Origin of the sequence: Dorea sp. Marseille-P4042, from assembly GCF_900290215.1 — a bacterium.
GTDB lineage: Bacteria > Bacillota > Clostridia > Lachnospirales > Lachnospiraceae > Dorea > Dorea formicigenerans.
This window is the reverse complement of sequence record NZ_OLMI01000002.1, coordinates 56,676-69,896: the sequence shown is the minus strand read 5'-3', so window position 1 is coordinate 69,896 and position 13,221 is coordinate 56,676. Positions and strand designations below refer to the sequence as shown.

The 13,221-nt window shown below is 41.8% G+C and carries 10 protein-coding genes; 9 read left to right on the top strand and 1 reads right to left on the bottom strand.

What is annotated here, in order from left to right; all coding sequences use genetic code 11:
- Window positions 1-92: 92 nt before the first annotated feature.
- The 6 genes from C7E02_RS05770 (at window position 93) to C7E02_RS05745 (ending at window position 6,283) form a co-directional block, all read left to right on the top strand.
- A complete protein-coding gene (locus tag C7E02_RS05770) occupies window positions 93-1,232 on the top strand; it encodes a M20 metallopeptidase family protein (RefSeq protein WP_105309050.1) in 1,140 nt (379 codons plus the stop codon).
- 211 nt (window positions 1,233-1,443) lie between these two features.
- Entirely contained in the window at window positions 1,444-2,358 is a 915-nt protein-coding gene (locus tag C7E02_RS05765; protein ID WP_105309049.1) for a DUF2156 domain-containing protein, read from the top strand.
- Window positions 2,355-3,542, top strand: a complete 1,188-nt coding sequence (locus tag C7E02_RS05760; protein WP_105309048.1) for a pyridoxal phosphate-dependent aminotransferase — start codon at window positions 2,355-2,357, stop codon at window positions 3,540-3,542. Before C7E02_RS05765 ends, C7E02_RS05760 begins: the two co-directional genes overlap by 4 nt.
- A gap of 52 nt (window positions 3,543-3,594) precedes the next feature.
- Window positions 3,595-4,653: a histidinol-phosphate transaminase gene (hisC, locus tag C7E02_RS05755; RefSeq protein WP_105309047.1), complete on the top strand. Its 1,059-nt coding sequence runs from the start codon at window positions 3,595-3,597 to the stop codon at window positions 4,651-4,653.
- A gap of 38 nt (window positions 4,654-4,691) precedes the next feature.
- A complete protein-coding gene (locus tag C7E02_RS05750) occupies window positions 4,692-5,204 on the top strand; it encodes a COG2426 family protein (RefSeq protein ID WP_005337135.1) in 513 nt (170 codons plus the stop codon).
- A 47-nt stretch (window positions 5,205-5,251) separates the two neighbouring features.
- Window positions 5,252-6,283 (top strand): 3-deoxy-7-phosphoheptulonate synthase, encoded by a 1,032-nt coding sequence (locus C7E02_RS05745; RefSeq protein ID WP_005337137.1) that lies wholly within the window; start codon window positions 5,252-5,254, stop codon window positions 6,281-6,283.
- Window positions 6,284-6,314: 31 nt separating this feature from the next.
- On the opposite strand, the gene C7E02_RS05740 is transcribed toward C7E02_RS05745, so the two are convergent.
- Complete coding sequence (locus C7E02_RS05740; RefSeq protein ID WP_022279161.1) at window positions 6,315-6,668, bottom strand: helix-turn-helix transcriptional regulator; 354 nt, start codon at window positions 6,666-6,668, stop codon at window positions 6,315-6,317.
- A 299-nt stretch (window positions 6,669-6,967) separates the two neighbouring features.
- Between C7E02_RS05740 and C7E02_RS05735 the strand changes: the two genes are divergently transcribed.
- The 3 genes from C7E02_RS05735 to C7E02_RS05725 all read left to right on the top strand — a co-directional run bounded on the left by C7E02_RS05735 (window position 6,968) and on the right by C7E02_RS05725 (window position 13,126).
- On the top strand, window positions 6,968-7,429 hold the full coding sequence (locus tag C7E02_RS05735; protein WP_105309046.1) for a hypothetical protein: 462 nt from the start codon (window positions 6,968-6,970) through the stop codon (window positions 7,427-7,429).
- A gap of 83 nt (window positions 7,430-7,512) precedes the next feature.
- The gene (ispG, locus tag C7E02_RS05730; RefSeq protein WP_105309045.1) at window positions 7,513-8,568 is read left to right on the top strand and encodes a flavodoxin-dependent (E)-4-hydroxy-3-methylbut-2-enyl-diphosphate synthase; all 1,056 of its coding nucleotides are present in this window, start codon (window positions 7,513-7,515) and stop codon (window positions 8,566-8,568) included.
- Window positions 8,561-13,126: a PolC-type DNA polymerase III gene (locus C7E02_RS05725; protein ID WP_105309044.1), complete on the top strand. Its 4,566-nt coding sequence runs from the start codon at window positions 8,561-8,563 to the stop codon at window positions 13,124-13,126. Before ispG ends, C7E02_RS05725 begins: the two co-directional genes overlap by 8 nt.
- The last annotated feature ends 95 nt before the right edge of the window (window positions 13,127-13,221 follow it).

Here is a 13,221-nt window from a genome sequence, read left to right as displayed (position 1 = left end):
TTGCATGACGCGCACCTCGCAGCAAGAATGCAGAGGCATTCTTGAACTAGGGATTTGTAAAGAATGGTAGATAAGACAGGAGGAAAATCGTGATGGCAGAAGAACTACAGACATACTTATTGGAACATTTTCAATGGCTGCACAGACATCCGGAACTTGCATTAAAGGAGTATGAGACAACCAACTATGTAAAAAATGTATTAAAACAGACAGAAGGTGTGGAGCTTTTGAATCTGGGACTTGATACAGGAGCACTTGCAAAGATCGAGGGAAAAGAGCCAGGGGGTGTTGTTGCAATCAGAGCGGATATTGATGCGCTGCCGATCCTGGAAGAGAGTGGACTTTCTTACAGTTCAGAAAATGATGGCTGTATGCATGCTTGTGGACATGATTTCCACACGACAGCGCTTCTTGGAGTGGCAAAACTTCTTGGAGGAGAGAGAGAGCATATAAAAGGTACCGTCATTTTATTGTTTCAACCTGCCGAAGAAGCAGAACATGGTGGTGAAAAAGTTGTAAATACCGGAATGTTTGAAAAATATAAGATTGAAAAAATCTTTGGACTTCACACAAAACAAAACATGCCAGTCGGAACGATTGCAATTGCACCAGGTCCATTTTCAGCGGCGGTAGACCGGTTCTTATATACGGTAAAAGGAATGGGATGCCACGGAAGCGCCCCGCAGACGGGTCTGGATCCGATCCCGGCAGCAGCAAGACTGGTAGGAAGTCTTCAGGAAATTGTAAGTCGAAGAATCAGTCCGACGGAGACGGCAGTTATCAGTGTGACTCGTTTTACATCAGGCACAAGCTGGAACATTATCCCAGAGACCGCCAGGCTAGAAGGAACCGTTCGCACATTTAATCCCAAAGTGCGTGAGCAGATTGTGAAACTGATGCAGGCACAGGCTGAAGGTCTGGAGCGGGAAGGTTATCAGGTGGAATTTACATGGATCCCGGGCTGTCCGGCAACGAACAATGATGCAAATCTTGCAGAACTTGTGCGAAAAGAAGCAATGGAAGAAGGATTCCATGTAACCTTGCAGCATCCGGAGATGGGCGGAGAAGATTTTTCCTGTTATCAGGAGTTGGTTCCGGGAGCATTTTTTCATGTGGGGACCGGGGGAAAATATCCGGCGCATAATTCTAAATTCACAGTAGATCCGGCAGCACTTTTTGGAGCTTCCAAACTGATGAGTGAGATTGTGAAGAAAGCGCTTAAAGCTTCATAGATATTGCAGCTATGAAGCTTTGTTTTTTGGCAGAGCAGTAAAAAGTACATAGATGATATTAGGGGCATGCCTTGTAATGAGTATAGAAAATGTGATATACTCGGAAGAGTAAAAATTACAGTTATCAGATGGACGAGAACTGCGATGAGTACAATGGCGGGGAATTCCTTCGTCGGATGTGCTCTTTACTAGTTTTGAATTGGAGCATAGAATGAAAGATATTATTTTTAAGAGAACAGAGCTGGAAGACAAGGAAATCATGACAAAGTATTTCGATGAGCATCCGAGCAGAAGTTGTGAACGTACATTTGTCAATGTGTTTTTATGGTCCAGGCAGTACCCGGTAAAATGGGCGATTGTTGAAGGAGCCATGGTGTTCAAAAGTGAAGATGAGGGACATGTTGCCTATGCATTTCCGGCAGGGACAGATGAACATGTGAAGCGTGCATTGGATAAGATGAAAACATATAGTGAGGAGCGAGGTTATCCGTTCCGTATGTATAATGTGACACCGGATGATTTTGCACGACTGGAAAGCTGGTATCCGGGAAGATTCGAGATTGAGTATGACCGGGACGAAGCGGATTATGTCTATGAAAGCGAGAAGTTAGCGACTTTGTCTGGTAAGAAGATGCATGGAAAGAAGAACCATGTGAATCGATTCCGAAAAGAATTTGAAGGACGCTGGAGCTACGAATCCATGAAAAAAGAGAATCTGGAGGAATGTTTCCAGATGGCTTTGAAGTGGAGAAAAGAGAATGGCTGTAATGATGATACAGATAAGAATGCAGAGATGTGTGTGACAATGAATGCACTCAGACTTTTTGAAGAACTTGACCTGAAGGGCGGTATCCTTCGAATTGATGGTAAAATCGTAGCATTTACCATCGGAGAACCAATCTGCCCGGATACATTTGTTGTTCACATAGAGAAAGCTTATGCAGATGTGCCCGGAGCATATACTATGATCAATCAGCAATTTGTAGAACATGAGTGTATGGATTACAAATATGTGAATCGGGAAGATGATGCCGGTTCTGAGGGACTCAGAAAAGCAAAGCTTTCCTATAAACCAGTATTTATGGTAGAAAAAGGACATGTACATGAAAAGGAGATAGGAAAATGATAGCAGATAAAATGAAAAATATGGTAGCGAACAGTTCCGCTATTCGTGCAATGTTTGAGGAAGGAACACGTCTGGCAGGAATTTACGGACGTGAGAATGTATTTGATTTCAGCCTTGGGAATCCGAATGTTCCGGCACCGCAGATTGTAAAAGATGCAATTGTCGAACTGGTCAATGACACAGATCCGGTTGTGCTTCATGGCTATACGAACAGTAACAGTGGATATCCGGAAGTAAGAGAGGCAATTGCAAAGTCTCTGAATGAAAGATTTGATACAAAATTTTCCGGCAAGAACATTGTCATGACTGTCGGAGCGGCAGGTGGATTGAATGTCATTTTAAAATCTCTGATCAATCCTGGAGATGAAGTGATTGCATTTGCACCATATTTTGGAGAATATCGTTCTTATACAAACAACTATGATGGAGTTCTGGTCGAGATTTCCCCGAATACAGTTGATTTTCAGCCAAAGCTTGATGAATTTGAGCAGAAGATCACACCAAAGACAAAAGCTGTCATTGTAAATACACCGAATAACCCGACAGGTGTTGTATATTCAGAGGAGACAATCAAGAAGTTAGCGGCAATCATGGAGGCCAAACAGAAAGAATATGGAACAGAGATTTTCCTGATTTCTGACGAACCATATCGTGAACTTGCTTATGATGGAGTGGAAGTTCCATACCTGACGAAATATTATGATAATACGATTGTAGGATATTCTTTTAGTAAATCCCTGTCACTTCCGGGAGAACGTATAGGATATCTTGTTATTCCGGATGAGGTTGCAGACAGTGAAGATCTTCTTTCCGCTGCCAATGTGGCAACAAGAATCTCAGGTTTTGTAAATGCACCAACTCTGCAGCAGAAAGTAGTAGAAAAATGCCTGGATGCAAAGACAGACCTTTCTTTCTACAACAGAAACAGAGAAGATCTATATAACGGATTGAAAGAATGTGGATTTGAATGCATCAAACCACAGGGAGCATTCTATCTTTTTGTAAAATCACCAGTTGCAGATGAAAAAGAATTCTGTAATGCAGGAAAGAAATATAATATCCTGATGGTACCGGGTAGTTCCTTTGCGTGCCCGGGATATGTAAGACTGGCATATTGTGTATCTCATGAGACAATCGTGAATTCGCTTCCAAAATTCAAAGAACTGGCAAAGGAATACATGTAATGTTCAGAGGCCGCGGCGATGAACAAATTTGGCAAAGACACAGGAGCATAGTATGAAAGCATTTGAGAAGAACATAAGAAAAGTAGAGCCATATGTACCAGGTGAACAGCCACAGCGCAAAGTCATCAAATTAAATACGAATGAGAATCCATATCCACCGGCACCGGGAGTCAAAAAAGCGTTAGAAGAGATGGATACAGACCGTTTCCGCCTTTATCCGGATCCGACTGCAGCACCACTTGTAAATGCGCTTGCGGACTTTTATCATGTGAATCCGGACCAGGTATTTGTAGGTGTAGGATCCGATGATGTATTGTCTATGTGTTTCCTGACATTTTTTAATTCCGAAAAACCGATATTTTTCCCGGATATTACTTATTCTTTTTATAGTGTATGGGCGGATCTGTATCGGATTCCATATGAATGTCAGAAACTGGATGAGGATTTCAAACTTGTAAAAGAAGACTACTATAAGGAGAATGGGGGAGTGATTTTCCCAAACCCAAATGCACCGACAGGAATCTATGAGGATCTGTCAGTAGTAGAAGATATCATTGCACATAATCAGGATGTCATTGTGATCGTGGATGAAGCGTATATTGATTTTGCAGGACGTTCCGCACTGGAACTGATTGACAAATACGATAACCTGATCGTTGTCCAGACATTTTCCAAGGCAAGATCTATGGCGGGTATGCGAATAGGCTATGCTATCAGCAATCCGACATTGATCAAATACTTAAATGATGCGAAATATTCATTTAACTCTTACACTATGAACCAGACTTCAATTGTGTGTGGTGTGGAAGCTGTGAAAGACAGGGAATATTTCGAGAATGGCGTCAGAAAAATTGTTGAGACAAGGGAGTGGGCAAAAGAAGAACTTACAAAACTTGGATTTACATATCTGGATTCTGGTTCCAACTTTATATTTGCAAAGCACCCGGAATACGATGCGAAAGAGCTGTTTGAGGCATTAAAGGCACATGATATCTATGTGCGATTTTGGGGCAGCGAGAGAATCGAGCAATATATGCGTATCACCATCGGGACAAGAGAAGAGATGGAGCAGTTATTTGCGTTTTTGCGAATTTGTGTGGCGGGGTTCTGAACAGTTACAAAAATAAATGAAAAAATAAGGAGAGATGTATGACACAGTCATTAGTACAAGGAATTATTGATGCACTCAGTGGAAGTGTTGGGAAAGAGGCAATTGTATTTATTATTTCCATGATTCCGATTCTGGAACTTCGTGGAGCACTTCTTGTGGCAGGTCCGCTTCTTGGAGTGCCGGTCGCAAAAGCGATTCCATTATGTATTCTTGGGAATATTATACCGGTTCCGTTTATCCTGCTTCTGATCACACCGATTTTTAACTGGATGAAAGGAACAAAACATTTAAAACCGCTGGTAGATAAGCTGGAAGCAAAAGCAATGAAGAAAAAAGACCAGATTGAAAAATTTGAATTCTGGGGACTTGTATTATTTGTTGGTATTCCGCTTCCGGGAACCGGAGCCTGGACAGGTTCACTCATTGCCGCACTTCTCGGTGTGAAATTTAAGAAAGCATTTCCGGCAATCATCATTGGAATCTGCATGGCAACTGTAATTATGTGGTTCATATCTTATGTGCTTCTTGGTGGAGTACAGATTTTAGGATAGTGCAGTCTTGAATGAATAAGAGAGAAGAAACATAGAAGGAGAAAAATATGTCTATGAAAATCAATACGACACTGCCTTCCCCGACAGAACTGAAGGAAGAATATCCTCTGTCAGAAAAGCTTGCAGAGTTAAAGAAAAAAAGAGATCAGGAGATTCGAGATATTTTTACGGGGAAATCGGATAAATTTGCAGTCATTATCGGACCGTGTTCTGCAGATAATGAAGATTCCGTGTGTGAGTATGTGAATCGTCTGGCAAAAGTCAATGAAAAAGTAAAAGATAAACTGATGATTATTCCAAGAATTTATACAAATAAACCAAGAACGACCGGCGAGGGATATAAAGGAATGCTCCATCAGCCGGATCCGGATAAGGCACCGGATCTTTATGCGGGAATTATTGCAATCCGTCATATGCATATCCGTGCTATGGAAGAAAGCGGACTGACCGGAGCAGATGAGATGTTATATCCGGAGAACAGAAGCTATCTGGATGATATTTTATCTTATGAGGCAATCGGTGCACGTTCTGTGGAAAATCAGCAGCATCGTCTGACAGCAAGTGGAATGGATATTCCTGTCGGAATGAAGAATCCGACCAGTGGAGATCTGTCGGTGATGCTGAATTCTGTAGTGGCAGCCCAGATGGGACATCGTTTCATTTACAGAGGTATGGATGTACAGACGTCAGGAAATGATCTGGCACATGTGATTTTGCGTGGAGGCGTAGACAAATATGGAACATGCCAGCCAAATTATCATTATGAAGATTGCCTGCGATTATTTGAACTTTATCAGAAGAAAGATCTGAAAAATCCAGCAGCAATTGTGGATGCGAACCATTCTAATTCAAATAAAAAATACAAAGAACAGCTTCGTATTGTCAGTGAAGTGCTTCATACACGAAGATATAATCCGGATCTGAAAAATATGATCAAGGGTGTTATGGTGGAAAGTTATCTGGAAGAAGGAAGACAGAATATCGGACCTGATATGGTATATGGAAAGTCCATTACGGATCCTTGTATTGGCTGGGAAGATACGGAGCATCTAATTTATAAAATTGCAGAAGAGTGCTAGAAAATAAAAAAAGAAAAATAATAAGTGCAGATTAAGAGCTTTCTGAAGCATCTTTTTCTTTCAAAAGTTTCATATACTTTTTGAGATCACGTTTGCTGCTTCGGGAGAGGCTTCGGTATGCAAGCAAAAGATTCAGCTCATCATCAGAATTGGTTGTAAGCCGGGAAGGAGAGAGGGTGATAGTATCCTCTTCGTCATTCAGAAGATAATCAACAGGGACCTCGAATAAATCTGCGATTGCCGTCAGCTTTTCGTGAGAAGGCTGGCGGCCTTTTTTTTCGTAACCTGCAATAGCAGAGCGGGAGACATGGATACAGTCAGCAACATTTTCCTGAGTCATATTAAATTTTTTGCGTAATTTGCGTAGCTTCTGACCGAATGACACTTGCCAGGTCTCCTTTCTTTTGTATTTTTGGTATATTTTACCAAGTGTTATGTGAGAAAAAGATAAGTGTGGCAGATGTAAACAAAAAGTAGCGAAAAAGTTCCGTTCTGGAACATGATAATACCCGTTGACACTGTCTGGAAAAGAATCTATAATTTAGTTATATAAAAGATACCAAGGTCAAAAGGTCTGAAACCACCGGGAGTGCAACGCACGAAACAATCCGTAAGTATCATAGTTGTGGGCTTTTGACCCCAACGTCATTATAGAAAGAAGAGAAGTGAGAGGATTATAAGAGTATGATTATAGCAGGCAATGATGAGGCAAAAAGAAGTAAGATATGGCGAGTGGTTACCCTTGTATCCTCAGTGCTGATCATTTTAATCGCAGTATATCTGCTGACGAGAATGTTCACGACTAATCCAGTAGTAGGAACCTGGGAAAGTGAGGATGCAACGATTGCGCTAAAGATTGAGAAGAACGATACGATTCAGGTAGATATCACGGATATTGCGGAGAATACAGATGCAGCCGTAGAGATGAATTACAGCGTAGATATGAAGTCAAAGATTATTACCATCACAAAAGATGAGGAGCAGATTGACAAGGCAGTTGAGAAAGCGGACAGTGCATATACAAAAGAAGATCTGGAGAATGTACTGGATGATCTGGATTCATCTTTTTCATACAGCATAGATGGCAATCAGATGACGCTTACAGAACGAGAATATGGGGAACAGTTCACGTTCATCAGAAAGTAGGTATCAGACAAAAGAAACCTAAAACGAAAATATCAGAAAATCTGCCGTGTGGCAGGTTTTCTGCATGTGAAGGAGCAAAAATTATGTACAGAGATCACACGAAAGAAGTTCAGATTGGAAATGTTACGATCGGAGGAGGTAATCCGATCAGAATACAGTCAATGACAAATACGAAGACGGAAGATGTGGAGGCGACTGTTGCCCAGATTCTTGCTCTCGAGAAAGCCGGCTGTGAGATCATCCGCTGCGCTGTGCCGAATATGGATGCAGCGAAAGCAATTGGTGAGATCAAGAAGCAGATTCATATTCCACTTGTGGCAGATATTCATTTTGATTATAAGCTGGCGATTGCAGCGATTGAGAACGGGGCAGATAAGATTCGTATTAATCCGGGTAATATTGGAGATGAACAGAGAGTCCGTGCTGTTGTTGAAAAAGCAAAAGAGTACGGTGTTCCAATTCGTGTTGGTGTGAATAGTGGATCACTGGAAAAGCATCTGGTAGAGAAATATCATGGGGTGACTGCAGAGGGACTTGTAGAGAGTGCCTTGGGCAAAATACAGCTTATCGAGGAGATGGGATATAATAATCTTGTAGTCAGTATCAAATCTTCTGATGTTATGATGTGTGTAAAGGCACATGAACTGATCGCCAAGAAATGCCCATACCCATTACACGTAGGAATTACAGAGGCAGGAACATTATTGGCAGGTAATATAAAATCCTCAGTAGGTCTTGGACTGATTCTTGGACAGGGAATCGGAGATACAATCCGTGTGTCACTGACTGGATCACCACTAGAAGAGATCAAGACAGCGAAGATTATTTTAAAGACACTGGGACTTCGCACAGGTGGAATTGAGGTTGTATCCTGTCCGACATGCGGAAGAACCCAGATTGATCTGATCGGACTTGCAAATCAGGTCGAAGAGATGGTTGCAGATATCTCACTGGACATTAAGGTCGCAGTTATGGGCTGTGTGGTCAATGGACCGGGAGAAGCAAAAGAAGCAGATATTGGAATTGCCGGAGGAAAGGGAGAAGGACTCCTGATCAAAAAAGGCGAGATTGTAAAAAAAGTAAAAGAAGAGGAACTATTAGAGACATTGAGACAGGAGCTGTTGCATTGGAATGAGTAAACCGTTCTTTGAAGTATTCCCTACGTTAAAGGCAGGGGAAGATATACGTAATATGTTCGAAGGAGCGCAGGTATTAAAAGTGACGACCAACTCTGACCGGACATTTTTAAGAGTACATATAGTAAGCCGTCATCTGATTCAGAAAACATTGGTATACGAGATGGAGCACCTGATCAAGAACCAGCTTTTCGGAAGAAGTGCCGTGCAGGTAGAGATTCGAGAAAAGTATGAGCTGTCCGGACAGTACACGCCAGAGAATGTGATGGCGGAGTATCTGGACAGCTTTCTTGCGGAGCTGGATACAAGAAGTGTTGTAGAACGCAATATGCTGCAGAATGCGAAATGTACCTTTGAAGAAGGAAATATTCTTTGCATGCAGTTAATCGACACTGTTATTGCGCAAGGAAAAAAAGATTCTCTGACAGATTATTTAAAAGGTGTGTATGCAGACCGTTTCGGATTGCCCATTGAGATTCGTGTCATGTATAAAGAACCAAAAGAAAGTACTTTGAAATACAATGATATGCGTCTGCAGCAGGAAGTAGACAGTATACTGGATCAGGTTGAGGCTGTACAGAAGCAAAAAGAGGAAAAAAAGCAGGAAAAAGAAGCAAAGTCTGGGGAAAAAGAAACATCTGGAAGCAGACAAGGTGGAAAAAATTCCGGAGACGGAAAAAATTCTGGCAGTCCTGCAAAAGGTGGATTTTCAAAAGGCAGTGGATTAAAGAAGGGTGGTTTTCGTGATAAGAAGGTGTTTGTGAAATCTGCGAAGATGGATCTTGATGAGTCAGGTTTGATTTACGGACGTCCATTTGATGATGAGCCGATTGAACTGTCAACCGTGATTGGTGAGATGGGAGAAATTACATTTCGAGGAAAAGTCATTAGCTTTGATACAAGAGAAATCCGCAATGAAAAGACCATTGTCATGTATGCAGTGACAGACTTTACTGATACGATCATGGTCAAGATGTTCGTGCGTAATGATCAACTTGCAGATGTACTGGCTGAAATTAAAATGGGTGCATTCCTGAAAATTAAAGGCGTGACCAATATTGATAAATTTGACGGCGAACTTGTCATTTCTTCTGTGTTTGGAATTAAGAAAATTTCTGATTTTACAGAATCCAGAAAAGACAATGCGGTAGAAAAGAGAGTGGAGCTCCACTGTCATACGAAAATGAGTGACATGGACGGAGTTTCCGAGGTCAAAGATCTTGTAAAGAGAGCACATGACTGGGGGCATAAGGCAATTGCGATTACAGATCATGGTGTGGTACAGGCGTTCCCGGACGCGAATCATTATATTGAGACACTGGATAAAGACGATCCATTTAAAGTTATTTATGGTGTGGAAGGATATCTGGTCGATGATTTGCAGGATGTGGCAGTCAATGAGAAAGGTCAGTCTTTAAAAGGAACCTATGTTGTATTCGATCTGGAGACGACGGGATTTAGTTCGGCAAAAGATAAGATTATCGAAATTGGTGCAGTTAAAGTTGAGAACGGAGAAATTACGGATAAGTATAGTACATTTGTGAATCCGAAGATTCCGATTCCATTTCGAATCACACAGCTTACAAGCATTACTGATGAGATGGTTATGGAATCACCGGAGATTGAGACAATTCTCCCACAGTTTCTAAAGTTCGTAGGAGATGCAGTGCTGGTAGCGCACAATGCCAGCTTTGATGTGAGCTTTATCGAAGAAAATTGCAGGCAGCAGGGCATAGAACCGGATTTTACTTCTGTAGATACGGTGGGACTTGCCCGTGTATTATTACCGACACTTTCAAAATTTAAGCTAAACGTTGTGGCAAAAGCACTGAATATTTCTCAGGAACATCACCATAGAGCAGTGGATGATGCCAGAGTTACCGCAGAGATTTATGTGAAATTTATTCAGATGCTGGAAGAACGTGGAATCGAGACACTGGATCAGATGAATCATTTTGGCGCGCACAACGCGGAAGCAATCCGTAAGATGCCGTCTTACCATGTCATTGTTCTGGCAAAGAATGATATTGGACGCGTGAACCTTTATACATTGATTTCCAAGTCACATCTGGAGTATTTTGGACGTCAGCCGAGAATGCCAAAGAGCGAAGTGTTAAAATACAGAGAGGGTCTGATTATTGGAAGTGCTTGTGAAGCAGGAGAATTGTATCAGGCAATACTGGGAGAAAAATCTGCAGAGCGGATTGCCAGAATTGTTAATTTTTATGATTATCTGGAAATACAGCCACTTGGAAATAACCGGTTCATGATTGATAGTGATCGTGTGGAGAAGGTTCAAAGTGAGGAAGATTTACGTGAGATCAACCGTGAGATCATCCGTCTTGGAGAACGGTTTGATAAGCCGGTCGTGGCGACCTGTGATGTGCACTTTATGGATCCGGAAGATGAAGTGTACCGCCGTATCATTATGGCAGGAAAAGGATTCAAAGATGCAGATCAGCAGGCACCGTTGTATTTGCATACGACAGATGAAATGCTGGAGGAGTTTGAATACCTTGGTTCAGCAAAAGCAAAAGAAATTGTCATTGACAATCCCAATATGATTGCGGATATGGTGGAAAAAATATCACCAGTCCGCCCGGATAAGTGTCCACCGGTCATTCCAGATTCAGATAAAACGCTTCGTGAAATATGTTATAACAAGGCACATTCTATGTACGGAGATCCGCTTCCGGAGATTGTTACAGAGCGTCTGGAACGTGAGCTTAATTCCATTATTTCCAACGGATTCGCCGTTATGTATATTATCGCACAGAAATTGGTGTGGAAATCTAACGAGGACGGATATCTTGTAGGATCCCGTGGTTCGGTAGGATCTTCTTTTGTTGCGACCATGGCTGGAATTACAGAGGTAAATCCATTAAGCCCACATTACTATTGCCCGAAGTGCCACTACAGTGATTTTGAATCCGAAGAAGTACGGGCTTACGCAGGGGGCTGTGGATGGGATATGCCGGATAAGGAGTGCCCGGTGTGCAAAACCAGGCTTGTAAAAGATGGATTTGATATTCCGTTCGAAACATTCCTTGGATTTAAAGGAAATAAAGAGCCAGATATTGATCTGAACTTCTCAGGAGATTATCAGAGTAATGCTCATAAATATACGGAAATTATTTTCGGAGCCGGACAGACGTTCCGTGCCGGAACGATTGGTACGTTGGCGGATAAGACAGCATTTGGGTATGTAAAGAACTATTTTGAAGAGCGGGGAACAAGAAAGAGAACTTGCGAAATTGACAGGATTGTTCAGGGATGTACCGGTATCCGCAGAAGTACCGGACAGCATCCGGGAGGAATCATTGTACTTCCTCACGGGGAAGATATCAACTCATTCACTCCGGTGCAGCATCCGGCAAATGATATGACGACTGATATTATTACGACACATTTTGACTATCATTCCATCGACCACAACTTGTTAAAATTGGATATTCTGGGTCATGATGATCCAACCATGATCAAGGCACTTGAGGCATATATCAGTTCGCCTGCTATGGAAAATGAGTACAATGAGACGGATCATCCATTTGTAGCAACAGATATCCCTCTGGATGATCAGGGGGTAATGTCTTTATTCCATGATACATCGGCACTTGGAATCACACCAGATGATATCGGAGGATGTCCGGTAGGATGTCTTGGAATTCCGGAGTTCGGAACGGATTTCGTAATCCAGATGGTAGTAGATACAAAACCACAGACACTTTCAGATCTGATCCGTATTTCCGGATTGTCCCATGGAACGGACGTATGGCTGAACAATGCGCAGGATCTGATTAAGAGCGGTAAGGCAACCATTTCTACAGCAATCTGTACCCGAGATGATATTATGACATATCTGATTAACAAAGGACTGGATAGTGAGGAATCCTTCACGATCATGGAGCGAGTGCGTAAAGGTACCGTTGCAAAAGGAAAATGTAAAGATTGGCCGGAGTATAAAAAAGATATGTTGGAACATGATGTGCCAGAGTGGTACATTGGCTCCTGTGAGAAAATTAAATATATGTTTCCGAAAGCCCATGCGGCAGCCTATGTCATGATGGCATATCGTATCGCCTATTGTAAGGTAAATTATCCGTTGGCATACTATGGAGCATATTTTGGAATCCGTGCAGATGCATTTTCTTATGAAATTATGTGTCAGGGCAAGGAAAAACTGCAATACTATATTGATGATTATACAAGACGGTCTGATTCTCTCAGCAAAAAAGAACAGGATACAATGAAGGACATGCATATTGTTCAGGAAATGTATGCGAGGGGATATGAATTTCTGCCAATTGACATTTATCGCGCAAAAGCAGCAAAATTCAGCATCATAGACGGAAAGCTGATGCCACCGTTTTCCAGCATTGACGGAATGGGAGAGAAGGCTGCAGAAGCGGTGGAGGAAGCGGCAAAAGATGGTCCATATCTGTCCAAAGATGATTTTAGAAACCGTACGAAAGCAAGTAAGGCGGTTGTAGATTACATGGCAGATTTAGGACTTTTAGGAGACCTTCCGGAGTCCAATCAGTTGTCATTATTTGATCTTTAACAGACAAAATGGGAAAAAATGGACAGAAAAAAGGTATACTTATAAAAATATGTTAAAATTAAAATAATGCTTTTCAAATGCCATATTTTGTAGTA

Bases quoted from the DNA above. Each gene is read 5' to 3' on its own strand.
- C7E02_RS05770 (WP_105309050.1), top strand. From the start codon at position 93: ATGGCAGAAGAACTACAGACATACTTATTGGAACATTTTCAATGGCTG.
- C7E02_RS05765 (WP_105309049.1), top strand. From the start codon at position 1,444: ATGAAAGATATTATTTTTAAGAGAACAGAGCTGGAAGACAAGGAAATC.
- C7E02_RS05760 (WP_105309048.1), top strand. From the start codon at position 2,355: ATGATAGCAGATAAAATGAAAAATATGGTAGCGAACAGTTCCGCTATT.
- hisC (WP_105309047.1), top strand. From the start codon at position 3,595: ATGAAAGCATTTGAGAAGAACATAAGAAAAGTAGAGCCATATGTACCA.
- C7E02_RS05750 (WP_005337135.1), top strand. From the start codon at position 4,692: ATGACACAGTCATTAGTACAAGGAATTATTGATGCACTCAGTGGAAGT.
- C7E02_RS05745 (WP_005337137.1), top strand. From the start codon at position 5,252: ATGTCTATGAAAATCAATACGACACTGCCTTCCCCGACAGAACTGAAG.
- C7E02_RS05735 (WP_105309046.1), top strand. From the start codon at position 6,968: ATGATTATAGCAGGCAATGATGAGGCAAAAAGAAGTAAGATATGGCGA.
- ispG (WP_105309045.1), top strand. From the start codon at position 7,513: ATGTACAGAGATCACACGAAAGAAGTTCAGATTGGAAATGTTACGATC.
- C7E02_RS05725 (WP_105309044.1), top strand. From the start codon at position 8,561: ATGAGTAAACCGTTCTTTGAAGTATTCCCTACGTTAAAGGCAGGGGAA.